This window comes from Photobacterium piscicola (genome assembly GCF_900166965.1).
Lineage (GTDB): Bacteria > Pseudomonadota > Gammaproteobacteria > Enterobacterales > Vibrionaceae > Photobacterium > Photobacterium piscicola.
Map to the genome: position 1 here is coordinate 36,010 of NZ_FUZI01000012.1, position 19,984 is coordinate 55,993.

Annotated in this window: 19 protein-coding genes; 11 read left to right on the plus strand and 8 right to left on the minus strand. The window is 40.5% G+C overall.

Features of this window, described 5'->3' with window-relative positions:
• Positions 1-99: 99 nt before the first annotated feature.
• Both CZ809_RS18365 and queF read right to left on the minus strand, forming a co-directional pair.
• Entirely contained in the window at positions 100-2,379 is a 2,280-nt protein-coding gene (locus CZ809_RS18365) for a tetratricopeptide repeat protein (RefSeq protein WP_080158984.1), read from the minus strand.
• A gap of 121 nt (positions 2,380-2,500) precedes the next feature.
• Positions 2,501-3,352 carry an NADPH-dependent 7-cyano-7-deazaguanine reductase QueF gene (gene queF / locus CZ809_RS18370; RefSeq protein WP_080158985.1) on the minus strand — a complete coding sequence of 284 codons (852 nt, stop codon included), beginning with the start codon at positions 3,350-3,352 and terminating at the stop codon, positions 2,501-2,503.
• An 86-nt stretch (positions 3,353-3,438) separates the two neighbouring features.
• Between queF and syd the strand changes: the two genes are divergently transcribed.
• Both syd and CZ809_RS18380 read left to right on the plus strand, forming a co-directional pair.
• Positions 3,439-3,993 carry a SecY-interacting protein gene (syd, locus tag CZ809_RS18375; RefSeq protein ID WP_080158986.1) on the plus strand — a complete coding sequence of 185 codons (555 nt, stop codon included), beginning with the start codon at positions 3,439-3,441 and terminating at the stop codon, positions 3,991-3,993.
• Between the two features lie 3 nt (positions 3,994-3,996).
• Entirely contained in the window at positions 3,997-4,773 is a 777-nt protein-coding gene (locus CZ809_RS18380) for a Zn-ribbon-containing protein (protein WP_080158987.1), read from the plus strand.
• Between the two features lie 39 nt (positions 4,774-4,812).
• Here CZ809_RS18380 and CZ809_RS18385 read toward each other — a convergent pair whose 3' ends face one another.
• The 4 genes from CZ809_RS18385 to CZ809_RS18410 all read right to left on the minus strand — a co-directional run bounded on the left by CZ809_RS18385 (position 4,813) and on the right by CZ809_RS18410 (position 9,087).
• Positions 4,813-5,085, minus strand: a complete 273-nt coding sequence (locus tag CZ809_RS18385) for a hypothetical protein (RefSeq protein WP_080158988.1) — start codon at positions 5,083-5,085, stop codon at positions 4,813-4,815.
• A gap of 25 nt (positions 5,086-5,110) precedes the next feature.
• Positions 5,111-5,341, minus strand: a complete 231-nt coding sequence (locus tag CZ809_RS18390) for a DUF2789 family protein (RefSeq protein ID WP_080158989.1) — start codon at positions 5,339-5,341, stop codon at positions 5,111-5,113.
• 2,351 nt (positions 5,342-7,692) lie between these two features.
• Positions 7,693-8,007 (minus strand): DUF3301 domain-containing protein, encoded by a 315-nt coding sequence (locus tag CZ809_RS18405; RefSeq protein WP_080158990.1) that lies wholly within the window; start codon positions 8,005-8,007, stop codon positions 7,693-7,695.
• Positions 8,008-8,040: 33 nt separating this feature from the next.
• The gene (locus CZ809_RS18410) at positions 8,041-9,087 is read right to left on the minus strand and encodes a DUF3549 family protein (RefSeq protein WP_080158991.1); all 1,047 of its coding nucleotides are present in this window, start codon (positions 9,085-9,087) and stop codon (positions 8,041-8,043) included.
• A gap of 157 nt (positions 9,088-9,244) precedes the next feature.
• Here CZ809_RS18410 and CZ809_RS18415 point away from each other — a divergent pair, with 157 nt between their 5' ends.
• The 3 genes from CZ809_RS18415 to CZ809_RS18425 all read left to right on the plus strand — a co-directional run bounded on the left by CZ809_RS18415 (position 9,245) and on the right by CZ809_RS18425 (position 10,918).
• On the plus strand, positions 9,245-9,562 hold the full coding sequence (locus CZ809_RS18415) for a YqcC family protein (RefSeq protein ID WP_080158992.1): 318 nt from the start codon (positions 9,245-9,247) through the stop codon (positions 9,560-9,562).
• A gap of 9 nt (positions 9,563-9,571) precedes the next feature.
• Positions 9,572-10,309, plus strand: coding sequence for a tRNA pseudouridine(65) synthase TruC (truC, locus tag CZ809_RS18420; protein ID WP_080158993.1), 738 nt, complete (start codon positions 9,572-9,574; stop codon positions 10,307-10,309).
• A gap of 147 nt (positions 10,310-10,456) precedes the next feature.
• A complete protein-coding gene (locus tag CZ809_RS18425; RefSeq protein WP_080158994.1) occupies positions 10,457-10,918 on the plus strand; it encodes a flavodoxin in 462 nt (153 codons plus the stop codon).
• Between the two features lie 102 nt (positions 10,919-11,020).
• On the opposite strand, the gene glnD is transcribed toward CZ809_RS18425, so the two are convergent.
• Together glnD and map are read right to left on the minus strand one after the other, a co-directional pair.
• Positions 11,021-13,642, minus strand: coding sequence for a bifunctional uridylyltransferase/uridylyl-removing protein GlnD (gene glnD, locus CZ809_RS18430; protein ID WP_080158995.1), 2,622 nt, complete (start codon positions 13,640-13,642; stop codon positions 11,021-11,023).
• A gap of 136 nt (positions 13,643-13,778) precedes the next feature.
• Entirely contained in the window at positions 13,779-14,618 is an 840-nt protein-coding gene (gene map, locus CZ809_RS18435) for a type I methionyl aminopeptidase (protein ID WP_080158996.1), read from the minus strand.
• A 367-nt stretch (positions 14,619-14,985) separates the two neighbouring features.
• Between map and rpsB the strand changes: the two genes are divergently transcribed.
• The 6 genes from rpsB to CZ809_RS18465 all read left to right on the plus strand — a co-directional run bounded on the left by rpsB (position 14,986) and on the right by CZ809_RS18465 (position 19,919).
• On the plus strand, positions 14,986-15,714 hold the full coding sequence (rpsB, locus tag CZ809_RS18440; protein ID WP_080158997.1) for a 30S ribosomal protein S2: 729 nt from the start codon (positions 14,986-14,988) through the stop codon (positions 15,712-15,714).
• Between the two features lie 117 nt (positions 15,715-15,831).
• Positions 15,832-16,677, plus strand: coding sequence for a translation elongation factor Ts (gene tsf / locus CZ809_RS18445; RefSeq protein WP_080158998.1), 846 nt, complete (start codon positions 15,832-15,834; stop codon positions 16,675-16,677).
• Between the two features lie 92 nt (positions 16,678-16,769).
• Positions 16,770-17,498 carry a UMP kinase gene (pyrH, locus tag CZ809_RS18450; protein WP_036793410.1) on the plus strand — a complete coding sequence of 243 codons (729 nt, stop codon included), beginning with the start codon at positions 16,770-16,772 and terminating at the stop codon, positions 17,496-17,498.
• Between the two features lie 70 nt (positions 17,499-17,568).
• Positions 17,569-18,126: a ribosome recycling factor gene (gene frr, locus CZ809_RS18455; RefSeq protein WP_036793412.1), complete on the plus strand. Its 558-nt coding sequence runs from the start codon at positions 17,569-17,571 to the stop codon at positions 18,124-18,126.
• A 75-nt stretch (positions 18,127-18,201) separates the two neighbouring features.
• Positions 18,202-18,963, plus strand: coding sequence for an undecaprenyl pyrophosphate synthase (gene uppS / locus CZ809_RS18460; RefSeq protein WP_080158999.1), 762 nt, complete (start codon positions 18,202-18,204; stop codon positions 18,961-18,963).
• Positions 18,964-19,070: 107 nt separating this feature from the next.
• Positions 19,071-19,919 (plus strand): phosphatidate cytidylyltransferase, encoded by an 849-nt coding sequence (locus CZ809_RS18465; RefSeq protein ID WP_080159000.1) that lies wholly within the window; start codon positions 19,071-19,073, stop codon positions 19,917-19,919.
• The last annotated feature ends 65 nt before the right edge of the window (positions 19,920-19,984 follow it).

Below are 19,984 nucleotides of genomic sequence, written 5' to 3' on the forward strand. Positions count from 1 at the left end.
TATTTAATTCATGATGTTACTATCATTTTAAAAATATGCTATCAAAAATAAAATACAATAGTTAGTGATATTTTACAAAGTTATGAGTCATTTATATATTTAATTGATATCTTTGTTAGGATTGTGATCGTAGTTCCAGATTACGTCACTATTGGTTGAACTGCGGACTTTTACTAATCCTTTTTCTATTCCTTCAACGCAAGAACGACGAATATTATCGCTCACAAAACTGGCCGCTGGCGCTGCATCAATGGCAGATAAGTGAACCCAGTGACTCCCTGGTTGTTTATGATTGAGGCTAATGCCGGCATCAACAGCCATCAGTAAAATATCAATTAATTCTTGGTCATTAATCGCGGTATATGAGCGTGGTAAAAATGGGTATTCTGCCATGCCAATTTGTAACGAATTTTCGATATTTAATGGCTGCGTATAATTATCAATTAACTGTTGGATTGAGTCGGCAAGTTGTCTCGGATCACAGCTCAAGCGTGCATTGGGCTCGATATATAAGAACATCGCGTCAGAAAAATGATAAATACGCGCAGGCTCTAATACTTGCAGTTGTAAATAATTACCAAATTCTTTTTCTGCTGCAAGTCCTTGCTGATAGCCTTTCTCTAACGAAATATGTTTTAAAAATGAAACTTCAAATAAGGCAAACCGTAGTCGATCGCTTAACGGCTCATTAATAATCTCACCAAGGTGCCATTGTTCAAAGTTAGCACTACTTTGTTGAAGCGAGTTAGCGAGTCGTGCGTTAAGCATGCGTAGATTACGTAAACCACTACGTGGGTGAGTATAGTAATCGGTGGTTAATTTGGTGAGTTGCTGTTTTAATTGTTTATTAATATGTTGGCGACGCCACAGTAGCAATAACATAATCACTAACCCTCCCATAAGGGCTAAAGATATCTGCTGTTGTTTATAGAGTGCGTTTTTATTAATGAATTGCTCACGTTCCATTTCTTCAAGTTTTAGTGAACGCTCCATCATTTTTTGTTGTTGCTTAAAGACTTCAGTATTACTTTTGGTCGCGTTTTTTTGTTTGCCTACATACAGTTGTTCGTAACGGCGTTGACTGAGTAAAGCGTTGTAATAGTCATTTTGTTTTTCAAACGCTTTTGACAATATTGATTCACCCATTAATTGCAAATTTGTTGCACCAATACGACTGGCTGAAATTAATCCAGCTTGCAATGAAGTAATGGCATCGTCGAGGGCGCCTTTTTCGAGTTCTAATTGCCCTTGTAGAATTTGGCTTTCGGCCACAATATTTTCATTACCACCTTGAAGAGCAAGGTTACGCGCCTGAACAATATATTGTTCTGTTTTAGAGTAGTTATATAAATGCAAATAAACCCGCGCAATGTTCAGGCGTAAACTGGCAGAACGGACATCGTGTTTAAGCTGATTCTCTTGGTCGAGGGCATTAAAATAATGTACTAAAGCAAGGTTATAGCGCCCTTGTTGCTCATAGATAGAAGCAATTAAGGTGAGTGTTTTAGCCAATTGTTGGGTTTGTTTATAGCGTTCAAAAAACTCACCCGCTTGTGTGGCATGTTCTAATGCTTTATCAAACACGTGGCGTTCTTCAAACAGTTGTGCTAATTCGTAATTGGCGCGTGCGATTTGGGGTTGATCTTCATGTTCTACGGCGAGCCAATAACCACTTAATAAGCGATCAAGTGCCATATCATAGTGATGATGGCGTAAGTAATGCTGACCTAATGTAAGTTGATAATTAATGGTTTCGTCTTTATCGTCAAATGCGGCTAGATATCCTTTTGCTTTGATAAATAGTTTTTCTGCCGCTTCATCATTGCCTAAGCTGGATTCAATTCGAGCACGCAACATCAGTGATTGATACTTTAACTCGTGCACTTGGCTGGTGAGCTTTATTGGCGGTGAGTGCTTGATCTCAACACTGAGCGTATTCAGTATTTTTAGTGCTGTTGCACTGTTACTTAAATTAACCCAGTAAAATTGAGCCAATAAAATACGACTTTCAAAGACACTGAACATAAATTTATTGTTAAGGGCTTTTTTTTCAGCTTTTTTAATAACGCTAATGGCTTGTTCTGGTCGTTGTAGCAGAGATAACGCCTGCGCCTGGAGTTGTAGTGCATTAATGGTGTTAAGAGGGGTGCGTGTTGAATGATCCGCTTCACCGTTAAGATGAACCCGTGATGGATCTTGAGGTTGGCTAAGACGTCGTGTCTCAAGATAGTTTTGGGTGATAGTGAGCGTTCGCTCAGGTTGATTAACTAATAAATTGTGTGCTTCAGTAAGGATTGGTGAGCTGTATAGTTTTGCTTGAAGATCAAATGACAATGTTAGTAATACTAACCCAGAAAGAAATAGGCTACGAAAATTCATATAATCTCAAAGCAGCAGAATAACACACAAGATGGTATTGATTTTACTGGGTTAATATATCAAGTCCAGCAAAGTAAAGGTTTTTGCCGGACTTAATGTTGAATTCGTCGTTAGGATCTAATTACTGACGTGCGAGACGGAAATTATCACTTGGCGTTTTGCCCATGTTAGTACGGTATGGATTAATATCTAAACCACCACGACGGGTATAACGTGCATAAACAGTTAATAATTCAGGCTGACAGAAACGCATAATATCGTTAAAAATACGCTCAACACATTGTTCGTGGAATTCATTATGATTACGGAATGACACAATGTAACGCAGTAATTTTTCACGGTCGATACGGTTGCCTTTATAAGCAATACGTACACTACCCCAATCAGGCTGATTAGTGATTAAGCAGTTTGATTTTAGTAGGTGACTATGAACAATTTCTTCTACAACATCGTTGTTATTAGCGGCACCTTCAAGATATTCTGGCTTAAAAGCATAGTCGTTAATTTCAATGTCTTGATCGTCAATACACTCACCAAAGAAATTAACAATAGGTTGCTCATTAAAATCAGTGAGGGGCTGAATGGTGACATCAACATCTTCGCCAGCACAACGCGATAAATCAATTTGCAGAGTATCTGCAATATCTTGCCAGCTATCAAAACGAGTTTGATTAAAACTGTTAAGGTATAGTTTGAAGGATTTTGATTCGATAAGATTAGGGCTTGATGCAGGTAAACGTACTTCACCAATTGCAACTTGTGGTAAGCCTTTATTATTGAGCCAAGATAATTCGTATAATGTCCAAATATCATAGCCAGTAAATGGCAGTGCATCATCGCTGATATTAATATCGGTACGGTTTAAGCTTCTTGGCACAGGTTGCAGTAATGATGGATCATATTGATCTTTATACTCAGTCTTTTTGCCAAGGGTTAAACCTGCTAATTCTTTAGCGTCTTTATATTTACTCATACTGTCTATGACACTCTTGGATTAGAATAGATGTCCGTCGAAACGGTTTAAACCTAAAGTTTACTGAATCTTTTATGAGGTTGCGAATGAATCATCCTGTTACCTGCGCTTTATCTGATTTTTCTGCTCGTTATTTACAAGCATGGTGTGATGCAGATCGCGGTTTTCCCGAAAGTGAACATTTAGTGGGTCTTATCTCACCCTGTGTTATTGCAGATGATGGCCAAAATGTAACTTGGAAACCCATTCAACGTCAGCCTATTATTGGTTTAGATGGTGTTGAAAAAGGCATGGATTTATTACTCCATAGCGATATCAATGCTTTTTATGGATCGCAATTTAGTGGTGATATGGGCGCAATGTTTGGTGATTTATCGTTAGATTTATTACAAGCATTTAATGACGATGATATTGAACGTTTACAACAAAATATTCTTGGACATTTGGTGACTCAACGTCGAATGAAGCTGAAACCCACGGTATTTATTGCGGTTGTAGATGATGAATCACAAGTCATTTCTATTTGTAATATGACCGGCCAAGTGGTGTTAGAAACATTGGGTAAAGATACTCGTCAAGTGTTAGCAAATGATGTAGTGATGTTCTTACAGCAATTGCAGCCATTAGTCGTCGAGGTGTAACACGTGTTTGTTGTTGAGTTACAATTTGAATGTTTTGATAACACAACGTTATCGCAAGTAGATGTCGCTATTAATGGCTTAATGGATGCATTACGCTATAACGGTCAAGTACTTGGACGTGAATTTCCTGTTGTTATTGATGATGGCATCTTTCGCGTTCGCGTTGTGTGCCCGGAGAAAGAAAGTCTTCATTCTCGATTTAATAGCCCGCAAGTCAATCAATGTTATGAGCAATTAACAAATGCGTGTTTGCTCGCGCCTAAAATAAAAATACTAGGGGTTGATCTTAATTCAGATTCAGTCGCTGAAAGCTTTTCTCCATCATGGCAAGTGCTTTATACCACTTATGTTCATAGTTGTTCGCCGCTACGTAGTGGCGATACGTTATTGCCGATTCCGTTATATCAAACAGGGGCAACGACGGATGATGATTATAAAGCGATCATTAAATGGCAAACTGAATGGCAAGCTTTTGATGAAATTCAAATGGCCATTAAAAGCCCAACGGCGGTGGCAATGGCATTGGCTGAAATTGGTGATGTAGACAGTGAATTGTTTGTGCGTGGGCGTGATTTATGTCGTCATATTGAAGCGACCACCGAGGTGCCAACGTATTATTATCAATACCGTGTTGGCGGTGAAAGCAAAGCGGCTGAATTAACACGTCGATGTCCAAGTTGTGGTGGTGAATGGCGAGTTCCAGAAGCATTGCATGGCTTGTTCCACTTTAAATGTGACCGGTGCCGAATTGTGTCTAATATGTCGTGGAATTTTCAGTAATAATTAAAAAAGCACCTTTAATTAGGTGCTTTTTTATTATTAGCGATCAGCTTCTAAGCGCGCTAAACGTGTTGAAAGTGTCAGTACTTGCTGTTCAAGTTGTTCAAGGCGTTGCTCGGTTGTTAATACCTGCTGTTGCTTTTCTATATGCGGCACTTTGGCATTTTTTTGCCAAGCTTGTAACGCCTTTATGATGATTGGAATTGGTAATGGTGTGGTGAGACGAGCTTTAATTAATGCTGTCGATGGTTGTTTATTTTCAGCGACTAAGCTTGCTATCACCTGTTCTATTTCTTGAGTGATGGTTGACATCATGGTTCCTTGATAAATATTGCGCTTATTTTCGAAGTAACGTATCTAGTTGGTCAATCACTTCACTCCAATCGGCATCTTGTTGTTGAGCTTCATTAATAAATTGTTGTTGAGCGAGAGTAAAAAAGGCGGCATCAGCTAATTTTTGTGAGGGCGCTAATGAATGTGTGCATAAAAAATGCTCAATAAATTCGGTTGAGTTATCTAAGCCTAATTGACTGAATAAATTAGCCAAATTATGGTTGAATGCTTCCATCTATATTCCTTATTTAGCAAGGTATTCTCTCTGTGTGAGTATAGTGGATATCTGTGTAAATAGTCACCTTAGTCAAAGAGCTAATGCTGTTGTAAGAGATCTCTCACAAAGCCGTGAGATATTGAGTGTGTTATTAGCATATATTACTGTGTGTTAATAATTATGTTATTGATATTTAGTTGTTATTTTATTTTTAGTTAGTGTTGGATGAAAATAAATATCAAAAAGTTTTTAAGCACTGATTGTGAATAATAAAGAAAAGCGTAATCTTAATGGTGTCGAAAGGAACTGACACCACGGAACAGGAAAGCGCCACGGATACAGGCTGTCTCAGGATGAGATATTGGTAAACTAGGATGGTTTATCAAACATGGAATGTGAAGGGAACACCGTAGGATGCGGTATCAAGATAAGCAGGACGTTTATCTGTCAGGAAGACTAGGATAACTTCAGGACGAAGTAAAGGACACCTCTAGGATTGAGGCATAAAGGATCACTTCAGGATGAAGTAAAGGACACCTCCAGGAAGGAGATGAGAGTCAGAACAGGATGTGCTGACGGGTTAGGATAGCCAAGGAACAGCTTCAGGATGAAGTATAAAGGACAATGCTGATGGAACACAGCAGTCAAGGGATGGATGCAAGGAGCAACACAGTAGCTGGATTGCTGCAAGTAAGACCTAAGGGCACGACGAAAGTCGTGCCCTCTCTTTTTTTTTGGAAGAAAAATAATCTAATCAGTTATCGTGATAGATTTGTTTTGATTATTTAAGACCGACTTGTTTTTATTCGCACCTCGCACCTCGCACCTCGCACCTCGCACCTCGCACCTCGCACCTCGCACCTCGCACCTCTATCTATTTGTATAATAACAATATATTACTTCATGTAAAAAAGTATGATAAATAATGAATGGTTTTTATCTATTGGCTGTGTGCGAGATCTCTTACAAATATGTGGGAGATAAGCATGCTATTAATACATACATAATCACTGGTTTAATTTAAGTTGTTGTTATAATGGATTTTATTTTTCATTTTTATTTGATTAATTAGAAGGTGGTAAAAAAGATATTTTGTTCTATATAGGATTTAGTCGGTAATTCACATAGTATTAATGGTGTCGAAAGGATACGACGGAACGGAACAGGAAAGCGCCACGGATACAGGCAGTCTCAGGATGAGATATTGGTAAGCTAGGATGGTTTATCAAACATGGAATGTGAAAGGAACACTGTAGGATACGGTATTAAGGTAAACAGGATGTTTATCTGTCAGGAAGGCTAGGATAACTTCAGGACGAAGTAAGGAACACCTCTAGGATTGAGGCATAAGGGATCACTTCAGGATGAAGTAAAGGACACCTCCAGGAAGGAGATGAGAGTCAGAACAGGATGTGATGACGGGTTAGGATGGCCAAAGGAACAACTTCAGGAAGAAGTATAAAGGACAATGCTGACGGAATACAGCAATCAAAGGATGGATGCAGGGAGCAACATAGTAGCTGGATTGCTGCAAGTAAGACCTCAGGGCGCGACGAAAGTCGCGCCCGTTCTTTTTTGTGCTATTCCCAAAGTAATGTATCAAATGACAACGTGTTAAATTTGATTCTTTGAGGATGACTTGCTTTTATTCGCACCTCGCACCTCGCACCTCGCACCTCGCACTTCGCACCTCGCACCTCGCACCTCGCACCTCATATTATAATAAATGAGCGTTTTTCTACTTATTTTGTAAGAGATCTCTTACAAGCTTGTGGGATAACTTCGTTATTAAGTCTCACTTATGATGACTGATTATTTATAAAATCCAATGATATCATTACCTTAAATTGATATGTTTATTTGTTAAGATTAATATTAAATAATTAATGGAATATTTAATATTGCGTCATTTTTCTGGTGAGGTAAGATATTGTCATCAGCTGGAGCTGACAAGGATTTAGGAATAGCCACGGAATTGGCCGCTCAGGATGAGCATATAGATGATGCGGACTATCATCTAGCGAGGATGCATAGGCTTCTCTGGGATAGAGGGCTATAGATAGGATATCTATTTGTCAGGATGACAATATTCTAGGATGGAATTGGGACAAATTTCATGATGAAGTTAGGATGACTTCTTGTGGAGTAAAGGACACCTCCTTCACGGAGAGAGAGTCAGTAGCGGATATACTGATGGGTCAGGGATTACCGAAGAATGACTTCTAGGATGAAGTTAAGATTTACCTGGGGATTTGTATATCAAGGATTGATAGCAGGGAGCACGACAGTAGCTGGATTGCTACAAAAGTAATATCTAAGGGCGTGACAATATTTATTGTCGCGCCCATTCTTTTTGGAGCGAGAAAAAGTTAATAATCGCAGCCTTCAGGAATACGGTGCGGCGGCACATAAAAATAACTCGCACGTAAACGTTTCATTTCAATATAACCTTGATAGATATCCATACCATCAGTTGAAAACTCAAACACAAATACTGTTCGCCAGCCCCATTCTCCATGATGATCTTTGAGCTTTTGCTCACCTCTCGCAAAGCTGATCATCTGCAAGCCCATATTTTTACAACGCTGCTCAATGTAATACTGCGCTAATTCAGTTTGGCGTCGTTGTTGCCAAAATAAGACGCCGATAATAGCAATAATTAAAATACCGAACAGGTTATTCATAGAGTAAAAAGCCTTTATAAACGGTGAATGCGATTAGTGATTTTTAGCATGCTGTTGTAATTTTTGAATAGCATTGATCAGTGCTGGATCCGCTTGACCATGAAGTATCTGCAACATGATTCCACGTAATAATGGTTGCATGACTAAATCAGTAAATAGTTGATTAAACAATGTTTGATCTTGGGTTTCAGCTAAACGTAATAAAAATAATGAGGCGATATTTATATCAGTAAAACCACTCCAACAACGACCAGCGATAGCAATAAGTACCTCGCGGTGACATAACGATGGTTGATGCAAAATAGTCGTTAGGGTTTGCTGTAATTGTTGTGGTGCACTACCTGCAAGGGCACGTACTAACGCTGATATCAAAAATAAATCGGGTTGCTGTTGTTGGCATTCTAGCGTTAAGCGTTCCGTTATACGTTGTGCTAATGGTGCAGGAATAGGGCAATGCTCAAGGCAACCTAGTAATGCATACAGTGGCGTCATTGGAAGATGGTTTAACGCTTTACGTAACGAGGTTGCGTTATTGTGTTGTGACATACGAGCACAGATATCAGCTAAGCCTTGTAGACCTACATGTTGCCATTGTAACCAATCTTGTTGGCCTGATAAGTAAGCTTGTGCATCGGCATAGTATTGGCTAGGCGGTAGGTTAAGTAATACTCGTAATTGCGCATTAAATATCGCCATCTTGTCATCATTGGGCTTAAACGTATAAGGGTTGTTGGCAAGCTTTTGTTGTTCATCTTCGGTAGGGGTACTGTTTAAACTTGCGCCCATAGCTTCAATGACATATTTAATAAAATCACCAACAGCCGCTTGTTTTAGTAGCCCACGTTCATCCAATGGTAAGCGTAAAAACCACACCCAAGGTGGTTGCTGATGTTGCCAAAATGAAATGGCAATATGGGCATGCTGCTGAAGTGGCCATGGATAAGGCTGACGATTCTCTTCAACTGCTTTAAATTGGTCGTTATCAATTTCATTCACTCGACGACCTAAATCAAAAATATTGTAACGACAACCTGCGTTATCAAGCAATTGGGTTAAAGTATGAAAGGTTTCCATGGACATAATAAATAAAGCTCCTTCAATTTAGCTTGTTAGTTTAAGTAATCGTATTAAGTCAGCATACCTGTGAATAGATCGCTAATCACCATAATATAGTTGGGGCTGTTGGGCCAAAATGCTATCCTGCGCCGTTTTTATTATCAATAAAAGAGGAGTTATGATGGATAAATATCATCAAAGTCAGCAATTACTCACTCAATTAGAAAATATTCTACAACAGCACCAATATTGGCAAGAGGTTGCTCCTGAGCCACAAGCATTAGCGAGTACAGAACCTTTTGCGATTGATACTTTAGATTGTCATCAGTGGCTTCAATGGATTTTTATTCCTAAATTACGTTATTTAATCGTGCAACGCTTACCATTGCCGACCCAATTTGCTATTTCACCTTATGTAGAAGAAGCAATGAAAAACCAAGTCGGTGTACTAGATATTGTGGCAACAACACGTGAAATTGATCAATTATTTAAACATTAAGTGAGCATAATGGAACTGGAAATTTTATATCAAGATGATGCGTTAATTGCAGTAAATAAACCTGCAGGCATGTTGGTGCATCGTTCTTGGTTAGATAGCCACGAAACTGTATTTGTGGTGCAAACATTGCGCGATCAAATTGGGCAGCATGTGTTTCCATTGCATCGTTTAGATAGGCCAACATCTGGGGTACTTTTATTTGGCTTATCCAGTGAGGTTGCAGCATTGATGATGCCAGTCTTTGCTGGTCGAGAAATGCATAAAACTTATCATGCGGTAGTGAGAGGCTGGGTAAAAGAAGCGGCAGTGCTGGATTATCCGCTTAAAGTGATGCTAGATAAAATTGCAGATAAAAAAGCGACCGAAGACAAAGAGCCTCAAGCGGCCGTTACCGCTTATGCGCCATTAGCGACAGTCGAAACTGATATTGCAGTAGGGCGTTATGCGACCAGTCGTTATAGCTTAATTGAACTGCAACCAGAAACCGGACGTAAACACCAATTACGCCGTCATATGCATCACTTAGACCATCATATGATTGGTGATGTTAACTATGGCGATGGTAAGCACAATCGTATGTTCCGTGAAAATCTTGATTGTCATCGTTTGATGCTGCACGCATCACGATTACAATTTATTCATCCATTAACAGGTGCTGCACTAGATATTCGCGCTGATGTTGATGATGTTTGGCAACGTGTTATGACGACATTTAATTGGTCACCGTCATTACTGTTAAATGCATAATATAAAATAGCGTTCAATGGTGGTGAATGGGCGATAGCGCAAACTTATCAGCTTAAATTTACGTCAGCACTTGCTTTTCTTTAGTGTAATTGCCAGATTGGTAATAGTCCCTTATTGAGGACGTCTGACAGCAAAGGAGAGCGGACAATGAATAAGTTAGGCATATTTGTAGGCTCTGTATATGGCGGAGCAGAAGAGTTAGCAGAAGCATTAGCCGCAAAATTAACCTCGGTGCCCGTTGAGATTTTCTTTGACTCAACACTCGATGATTTCATGGCCTATGATGCTGATACTGTGTTAGTGATAACGTCGACCACCGGTCAAGGTGAGATTCCAGAAAATCTATTACCGTTATATGTCGCGCTGAAGGATCAATTCCCTCTACTGCCCAAGCAACGTTATGGTGTCATTGCTTTAGGTGATTCTAGTTATGGGGAAGATCGTTTTTGTGGGGCAGGACGTCAATTTGATACGTTATTAACTGAGCTCAATTCGACATCAGTTCAACCTCGATTAGATATTGATGCTGGGGTGCATTTTGAGCCGTTAGACGTTGCAGATGCATGGTTTACACAATTTGTAGCGAGTGCAGATCAAGCTGCGGCGTAACTATATCATTGAAATAAAAATGATTGTTGACATTGCGATCGAGAGTTACCCCGTTAGTCATTAACGGGGTATTAATCTTATATCTCAACATGGTCGTGTGATTTACGCATGTTTATTGATAGTCGTAATTAATGTTTCACGTAATAACTGCTGTTGTTGTTTGGTTAAGCGTCCACCCGTTTCATTAACAATAATAAAAAAGTCTTCTGCTCGCTCACCGATAGTGGTGATTTTAGCGGCTTGTAAACTCACATTAAGATCTGCAAATACAGCGCCGATCTTTGCTAATAATCCAGGCATATCTAATGCGACTAACTCCATCATAGTTTTGCGTCCAGTTTTGGTTGATAAAAATTCAACTTTGGTCGGTACATTAAAATGGAGTAATTTGCGTGGTGCTCGGCGAATTTTACGCTCAGACTTCATCGCGGTAAGGGCTTTGGTTAAATTACGAATAATACCCACATGGCGGTTTTCATTAATCGCTTTGCCGTTAGGATCAAGTACCATAAAAGTATCTAGCGTATAACCATCCTTACTATTCATTATCTGAGCATCATGAATACTTAAATTTTTCTTATCTAGCTCAGAGACCACAATTGCGAACAGTTTGGCTTTATCTTTGCTGTAGATAAATACTTCAGTGCCGCCACGGGTGGCTTTTTTACTCATCAAGATAATTGGTTTATCACCATTGTGTGTTAATAATGCTTGTGCATGCCATGCCAATTGTTTATGTGTATGACGTAGAAAGTAATCAGCTTTAAAGCGACGCCATAGCACTTCAATATCACGTGGCATAAACCCTTTTCCGCGTAATATTGCCGATGCGAGTTGTTGATTGTGACGAATACGATCACGCATGTCTGGGGTTTTTTCTAGCCCGCGGCGTAATGTTTTTTGGGTTGAGTAGTACAATTCTGCCAATAGAGTGCGTTTCCAACTATTCCATAGATCTTGGTTGGTGGCACAAATATCAGCAACGGTTAAGCATACCAAGTAATCTAAATGCTCTTCATCACCCACTTGTTTAGCGAACTCGGCCACGACTTCTGGATCATAAATATCACGTCGTTGAGCGGTGACTGACATTAATAAGTGTTTTTGCACCAGCCATGAAACCGTTTCAGCATCAGGGTGAGACAGCCCGTGTTCGATACAAAAATCATAAGCATCTACCGCACCTAATTCGGAGTGATCACCGCCACGTCCTTTAGCTATGTCGTGAAAGATCGCAGCCAAGATTAAGATTTCTTTTTTAATTAAACGCGGATAAACCTCACAACAAATCGGGTGCTGTGAATGTTGATTAGGATCGTTAAATTTATGCAGATTTTTAATAACACGAATGCTGTGTTCATCAACGGTATACACATGAAATAAATCAAATTGCATTTGGCCTACAATGTGACTCCATTGTGGCAAATAGGCCGCAATAACGCCGTGACGATGCATTAATTGAAATGCTTTTTGAAGCGCATTGGGCTGGCGTACTAACTCCATAAATTTTTCACGAGCCGCAGGAATGTCAATCAAAAAGCGGTTGAGTCGGCGTCTAGCGGTGCGTAATTGACGTAGGGTAGGCGCGGCAATACCTTCAATATCAGAATTTTGTGCAATATGAAGAAACATATCGAGAATGGTTTCTGGTCGCGCTTGAAATAAGGCCGGTTTGGTGGCTTCGATTAAATTGCCTCGTAATTGAAAATCATCATTGAGTACAATGGGCGCAAGGCGAGAGTCTGGTTTAATGATTGCTTCATCAAACAGCTGTAATAACATTTTATTGAGTTCAGCCACACGGCGCAAAATGCGATAAAATGCTTTCATCATCATTTCGACTGCTTGATTACCTTCACCATGATAATCGAGGTTTTCTGCTACTGAGGTTTGGTGATCAAAGGTGAGACGATTATCATAACGACGCAGCTCTATATGAAGGGCAAATCGAATTCGCCACAATGCATTTTGGCATTCAACTAGCTCTCGGTATTCAGCATCGGTTAAAAAACCATGATGACTCATTTCTAATAAGCTGGTGGCTCCAAAATGACGTCGTGCAACCCAGCTAAGGGTATGAATATCACGTAAGCCACCAGGACTTGATTTGATGTCAGGTTCAAGATTATAGGTGGTGTCGTGATAACGAGCATGGCGAATGCGTTGTTCTTCAACTTTGGCCTGATAAAATGTTTCACTTGGCCAAAAGGAAGGTGAATTAATTGCCACGGTTAATTGGTGGAATGTTTGTTGGTTACCACATAAAAACCGTGATTCAGTTAAATTAGTGGCGACAGTCAGATCGTCTTTACCAACGGCAATACATTCTTCAACGGTACGTACACTTTGGCCGACTTCTAAACGTAAATCCCATAGTAATGTTATTAGAGCACTGACATTGGTCGCAACGTCTTCCGCTAATGGCTGTTGACTTAATATTAATAGGTCAACATCAGATAATGGATGCAATTCTCCACGACCATAACCACCTACAGCGATTAATGCTAAGTCAGGTTGTTGTTCAAACCCATAAAAACGCCACAATCGAATTAATAATTGATCAATAAAATGACTGCGTTCTGTGACTAAATCAACAATGGATTTTTGTTGTTTAAATTGCGATTTTTGCTCTTCAGCAAAATGGGTGAGTGCACTACGTAAGCTGTCGAGAGTAATGGCATCGTCGAGGTAATCAGAAAGTTGCGTCGCTAAAAGATCTGTCATTGCTGTCCGTGCGGTAAGGATGTCTTGTATTTACTATAACCATTTCGAATCATGAACTGTATCGCTAGATATAAAAAAACCGACGCAGAAGGTCGGTTTTTTTTATTTTAGCAACGGTGCTAATGCAGATAACGAATTATGCGTTATGCATTAAACGTGGCAATGTTTCTTCTTTACGTAGTGTTAAGATTTCACAACCATCTTTAGTTACTAATAAGGTATGTTCCCACTGTGCTGATTTTTTACCATCAACTGTGTACACCGTCCAACCATCTTGCTCGTCTGATTCACAGCTGAATTTACCCGCGTTGATCATCGGTTCGATAGTAAAACACATGCCTTCTTTCATTACTGTGCGATCACTATTTTTGTAGTGAACCACTTGTGGCTCTTCATGGAATTCGTTACCAATACCATGACCACAGTAATCTTTAACGATAGAAAAACGGCTGCTACCCGCTTTGATGAATTTTTGAATGGCAGTACCTAGATCGCCAATTTTCGCACCCGGTTTTACTTTTTTGATAGCCAGATAAAGGCTTTCTTGAGCAACACGACAAAGGCGTTTGTCTTCAAGAGATACTTCACCTACTTCAAACATCTTTGAAGTATCACCATGGTAACCATCTTTAATCACTGTCACGTCAATATTAATGATGTCGCCATCTTTCAATATTGCGGGCTTGTTATATTTGCCGTTAGCTTCTACAACAATTTCATCTGCTGATGCAGGAATGCCGTGGCAAACAACGTGGTTAATAGAGGTACACACAGATTTAGGAAAGCCGTGGTAGTTCAACGGTGCCGGAATAGCTTGTTGAACTTGTGTGATGTAGTCATGACAGATTTGGTCTAGCTCTTCTGTCGTCACACCTGCCTTTACATGCGGTTCGATCATTTCTAATACGTCTGCAGCCAAGCGGCCAGCAACACGCATTTTTTCAATTTCTTCAGCCGTTTTGATCTTAATGCTCATAAAATCGTCTCAATCTGTATGTTTCTGTGTGGGACTATATTACCAGCCGCAAGGGGTTAAAGGGAAGATAAGATTAGTTCTCATGTCCAATTTTGACTGGATTTTATTAGTCGTTCTATGGTATAAAGCGCGCCGTAAACAGTGATTTTGTATCTGTTATAAGCAATTATTTAACCTTAGTGGTGAGGTCATTGCGTGTGATGGTGCAACTTGATTGGATTACACATACTTTATTTATTATTCACACATATCGACACATCTGCCGGGGTGCTCAGTTACTTATTGTAGGTAACAACAGCAATACGCTGTTATCGGGTCGGTTTTAAGATGGGATATGTGGACGCCTAACCCCATAGAGGATTATTCAATGGCAACTGTATCAATGCGCGACATGCTTCAGGCTGGTGTACACTTTGGTCACCAAACTCGTTACTGGAACCCAAAAATGAAGCCATTCATTTTCGGCGCTCGTAACCGTGTACACATCATCAACCTAGAAAAAACTGTACCAATGTTCAATGCAGCACTAGCTGAAATTGAAAAAATTGCTGCACGTAAAGGTAAAGTTCTTTTCGTTGGTACTAAGCGCGCAGCTAGCGAATCAATCAAAGAAGCAGCAATTAGCTGTGACCAGTACTACGTAAACAACCGTTGGTTGGGTGGTATGTTGACTAACTGGAAAACTGTTCGTCAATCAATCAAGCGTCTTAAAGATCTTGAAGCTCAATCTATTGATGGTACTTTCGAAAAGCTAACCAAGAAAGAAGCGCTTATGCGTACTCGTGAAATGGAAAAGCTTGAGAAATCACTAGGTGGTATTAAGAACATGGGCGGCCTACCAGACGCAATGTTCGTAATCGGCGCTGACTGTGAGCACATCGCAATCAAAGAAGCTAACAACCTAGGTATCCCAGTATTTGCTGTTGTTGATACTAACTCTGATCCAGACGGCGTTGATTTCGTTATCCCAGGTAACGATGACGCAATCCGCGCGATTCAGCTTTACACTGGTGCTGTAGCTCAAACTGTTAAAGAAGCTCGTAACCAAGATATCGCTGTTCAAGCAGAAGAAGACGGTTTCGTAGCTGAAGCTTAATAGCCTGCTGCTTTACATAAGCATCTTAAGTTACCTTGCGTAAACTAAGAATGGTTACCAGGGGCCGATAATGGCCCCTGATTTTTACTCAACGAATTCAAATCTGAGGATTATCACATGGCAACAGTTACAGCTGCCCTAGTTAAAGAACTGCGTGAACGTACTGGCGCAGGTATGATGGATTGTAAGAAAGCACTAGTAGAAGCTAACGCTGATATTGAGCTAGCAATCGAAAACATGCGTAAGAGCGGTGCTGCTAAAGCTGCTAAAAAAGCAGGTAACGTAGCAGCTGAAGGTACTATCATCATCAAAGATGCTGACGGTAAAGCAGCACTTGTTGAAGTAAACTGCCAGACTGACTTCGTTGCTAAAGATGGTAGCTTCCTTGCATTCGCTAACTCTGTTGCTGATGCAGCACTTGCTAGCCACGCAACAGTTGAAGAACTTCAAGCACAATTTGAAGAAGCACGTATCGAGCTAGTAGCTAAGATCGGCGAAAACATCTCTATCCGTCGCGTAGCATACATCGCTGGCGATAAGGTTTCTGCTTACACTCACGGTACTCGTATCGCAGTAGTTGTTGCTGGTAACGGCGACGAAGAAACACTTAAGCACATTGCAATGCACGTTGCTGCATCTAACCCTGAATACGTTAACCCATCTGACGTACCAGCTGAAGTTGTTGCAAAAGAGCGCGCAGTTCAAGTTGAAATCGCTATGAACGAAGGCAAGCCACAAGCTATCGCAGAGAAGATGGTTGAAGGTCGCATGAAGAAGTTCACTGGCGAAGTTTCTCTAACTGGCCAAGCTTTCATCATGGAACCTAAGAAAACTGTTGGCGACATCTTGAAAGAAACAGGCGCTACAGTAACTGACTTCGTACGTCTAGAAGTTGGTGAAGGTATCGAGAAAGCTCAAGAAATGAGCTTTGCTGAAGAAGTAGCAGCTGTTCAAAAAGGTTAATCCTTTTTAATCAGAATATCAAAGACCGCAACCGAGGTTGCGGTCTTTTTACAACTCTATATCTTAAAATCAGCCTGGAAGGTAAAAAAAACATGACCACAAACCCTAAACCAACTTATCAACGTATTCTTTTAAAACTAAGCGGTGAAGCTCTGCAAGGTAAAGAAGGATTTGGTATCGACGCTCAAGTTCTTGACCGCATGGCACAAGAAGTAAAAGAACTCGTTGAATTAGGTGTTCAAGTCGGCCTTGTTATCGGTGGCGGTAACCTATTCCGTGGTGCTGGCCTGGCTGAAGCAGGTATGAACCGAGTTGTGGGCGACCACATGGGTATGCTAGCAACGGTAATGAACGGCTTAGCAATGCGTGATGCGCTGCACCGTGCCTATGTGAACGCGCGAGTAATGTCTGCTATTCCTTTAAACGGCGTATGTGATAATTATAACTGGGCTGATGCAATCAGTCAGTTACGTCAAGGCCGCGTTGTTATTTTCTCTGCAGGTACAGGTAATCCGTTCTTCACAACAGATTCTGCTGCATGTCTTCGTGGTATCGAAATCGAAGCTGATGTAGTATTGAAAGCAACAAAAGTTGAAGGCGTGTTTACGGATGATCCAGTTAAAAATCCAGATGCAACGCTTTGTGAACAGCTGAGCTACCAAGACGTACTTGAAAAAGAACTTAAGGTAATGGATTTAGCTGCATTTACCCTTGCTCGTGACCATAACATGCCAATTCGTGTATTTAACATGAATAAGCCAGGCGCATTACGCCGTGTCGTTATGGGTGAGCAAGAAGGTACGCTGATCACTAACGCTTAAGCCTTGTAAATTGATTAATATGGCGCTGACGCTCAGCGCTATGATGACAGCATAATTTAAGGTATTTATCGTGATTAACGAAATCAAACAAGACGCGCAAACGCGCATGGAAAAAAGTGTTGATGCACTGAAAGGTCAATTGGTTAAAATTCGTACTGGCCGTGCACATCCAAGCCTACTTGATACTATTTATGTTGAGTATTACGGCGCAAGCACACCGCTAAAGCAAGTTGCTAACGTGGTTGCTGAAGATTCACGTACATTAGCGATTACTGTCTTTGATCGTGAACTATCAGCGAAAGTTGAAAAAGCGATCATGATGTCTGATTTGGGCCTAAACCCAATGTCAGCAGGTACTGTTATTCGCGTTCCATTGCCACCACTAACAGAAGAGCGTCGTCGCGATCTAGTTAAGATTGTACGCGCAGAAGCTGAACAAGGCCGTGTTGCGGTACGTAATATTCGTCGTGATGCAAACGCAACAGTTAAATCTTTACTAAAAGATAAAGATATTTCTGAAGATGATGATCGTCGCGCACAAGATGAAATTCAGAAACTAACAGATGAAGCTATCAAGAACATCGAAGCTGTTCTTGAAGTGAAAGAAAAAGAGCTAATGGAAGTTTAAAACTTCTTCTTAATTTAGCTGACCAAAGTTAAGGCGCTGTGCGGCAGCACGGCGCTTTTTTTTTGAGGGATAAATATGGGACAACCTTCAATAGACGCTGTTCCTTCAGCCGACTATCTTCCACAGCATATCGCTGTAATCATGGATGGTAATGGTCGTTGGGCTAAAGCCAAAGGTAAAGCGCGAGTATTTGGCCATAAGGCCGGTGTAGAGGCGGTACGTAGGACTGTTTCTACTGCAAATAGACTCGGAATTAAAGTTGTTACATTGTTTGCTTTCAGCAGTGAAAATTGGCGCCGTCCAGAGGATGAAGTCTCACTACTGATGGAATTATTCATGACTGTTTTAGGTCGTGAAGTAAAAAGACTACATAAAAATAATATTCGATTATGTATTATCGGAGACAAAAGTCGCTTCAGTACTCGAATGCAGAAAAAAATAGCTGCAGCAGAGTTGTTAACTGAAGGTAACACTGGGCTAGTGTTAAATGTCGCTGCTAACTATGGTGGTCAATGGGATATTCTCCAAGCGACTAAGCAAATGATGCAGCGAGTAGTAGAACAACAACTTGACATTGAATCTCTGACTGAACAAGATTTAGCGCAGGGGTTAGTGACTCAAGGCTTACCGGATGTTGATCTATTAATTCGTACTAGTGGTGAATGCCGCATTAGTAATTTTATGCTGTGGCAAACGGCTTATGCTGAATTGTATTTCACTGAACAACATTGGCCAGATTTTGATGAACAAAGTTTGGTAAATGCTGTGGCATGGTTTGTAAATCGTGAGCGCCGCTTTGGTTGTACTGGCGAGCAGATACAAGCTTTGTTAAAATAAAAAACATTATTTTCGCCAATGCACAATGTCGTGTGTTGGCGTTATTGTTTAAGTAACGGGCATCGCCCAATACTGAATATTATATTTCCTATAAAAGAGGACGCAGCTTGCTTAAGCAACGAATTATTACCGCGTTAATCCTCGCGCCACTCGTCATTGCAGGGATTTTTTTTCTGCCGTTACCCGCTTTTATTATTGCGATGGCTGCAATAACCTTAGTCGGTTTTTGGGAGTGGACGCAGTTTGTTAACGCATCATCGCGTATTAAAGCAATGATTTTACCGAGTGTTACGTTGGTAGCAAGTATTGCACTATTACCCACAGATCCCGCGTCACTCTCTCATCCCGGTGGTATTTATCGCACTATATTGCTTATTGGTGGGTTGTGGTGGCTTGTCGCATCTGCATTGGCGATCAGTTATCCCAAAAGTGCGGATTTTTGGTCTAAAAAACCATTTCTAAAGCAAATTTTTGGTTTGCTCACATTATTGCCTTTTTTTTGGAGTATTTTAATGCTCCGAGCCGTGAATTATGACAATAATCCGTATCACGGTGCTTGCTTAGTTTTACTTGTGTGCTTATTAGTGTGGGCAGCCGATACTGGCGCTTATTTCTCTGGCAAGCGCTTTGGTAAGCATAAGATGGCGCCGGCAGTTAGCCCAAATAAAACCATTGAAGGTTTAATTGGTGGCGCTTGTTTAGCAATATTTATTACTTGGCTAGGATCGCATTTATTGTCGATTGAGTTCACATCATTAGGCCAACTGTTCTTTATTGCTATTGTTACTGTGATTATTTCGGTATTAGGCGACTTAGTTGAAAGTATGTTCAAGCGTGTTTCCGGCATAAAAGATAGCGGTAATATTTTACCGGGACATGGTGGAATACTGGATCGTATTGACAGCTTAACGGCGGCGATACCTGTATTTGCATTACTCTATCTGTGGCTAATATAATTAATAACAGCCATCTTTTCTAAAGGCAGCTATTTCGCTGCCTTTTTTGTAACTGTAAGTGATTT

Bases quoted from the DNA above. Each gene is read 5' to 3' on its own strand.
- map (WP_080158996.1), bottom strand. From the start codon at position 14,618: ATGAGCATTAAGATCAAAACGGCTGAAGAAATTGAAAAAATGCGTGTT.
- CZ809_RS18410 (WP_080158991.1), bottom strand. From the start codon at position 9,087: ATGTCCATGGAAACCTTTCATACTTTAACCCAATTGCTTGATAACGCA.
- CZ809_RS18425 (WP_080158994.1), top strand. From the start codon at position 10,457: ATGAATAAGTTAGGCATATTTGTAGGCTCTGTATATGGCGGAGCAGAA.
- uppS (WP_080158999.1), top strand. From the start codon at position 18,202: ATGGGACAACCTTCAATAGACGCTGTTCCTTCAGCCGACTATCTTCCA.
- CZ809_RS18390 (WP_080158989.1), bottom strand. From the start codon at position 5,341: ATGGAAGCATTCAACCATAATTTGGCTAATTTATTCAGTCAATTAGGC.
- CZ809_RS18415 (WP_080158992.1), top strand. From the start codon at position 9,245: ATGGATAAATATCATCAAAGTCAGCAATTACTCACTCAATTAGAAAAT.
- CZ809_RS18405 (WP_080158990.1), bottom strand. From the start codon at position 8,007: ATGAATAACCTGTTCGGTATTTTAATTATTGCTATTATCGGCGTCTTA.
- syd (WP_080158986.1), top strand. From the start codon at position 3,439: ATGAATCATCCTGTTACCTGCGCTTTATCTGATTTTTCTGCTCGTTAT.
- CZ809_RS18385 (WP_080158988.1), bottom strand. From the start codon at position 5,085: ATGTCAACCATCACTCAAGAAATAGAACAGGTGATAGCAAGCTTAGTC.
- CZ809_RS18365 (WP_080158984.1), bottom strand. From the start codon at position 2,379: ATGAATTTTCGTAGCCTATTTCTTTCTGGGTTAGTATTACTAACATTG.
- truC (WP_080158993.1), top strand. From the start codon at position 9,572: ATGGAACTGGAAATTTTATATCAAGATGATGCGTTAATTGCAGTAAAT.
- rpsB (WP_080158997.1), top strand. From the start codon at position 14,986: ATGGCAACTGTATCAATGCGCGACATGCTTCAGGCTGGTGTACACTTT.
- tsf (WP_080158998.1), top strand. From the start codon at position 15,832: ATGGCAACAGTTACAGCTGCCCTAGTTAAAGAACTGCGTGAACGTACT.
- queF (WP_080158985.1), bottom strand. From the start codon at position 3,352: ATGAGTAAATATAAAGACGCTAAAGAATTAGCAGGTTTAACCCTTGGC.
- glnD (WP_080158995.1), bottom strand. From the start codon at position 13,642: ATGACAGATCTTTTAGCGACGCAACTTTCTGATTACCTCGACGATGCC.
- pyrH (WP_036793410.1), top strand. From the start codon at position 16,770: ATGACCACAAACCCTAAACCAACTTATCAACGTATTCTTTTAAAACTA.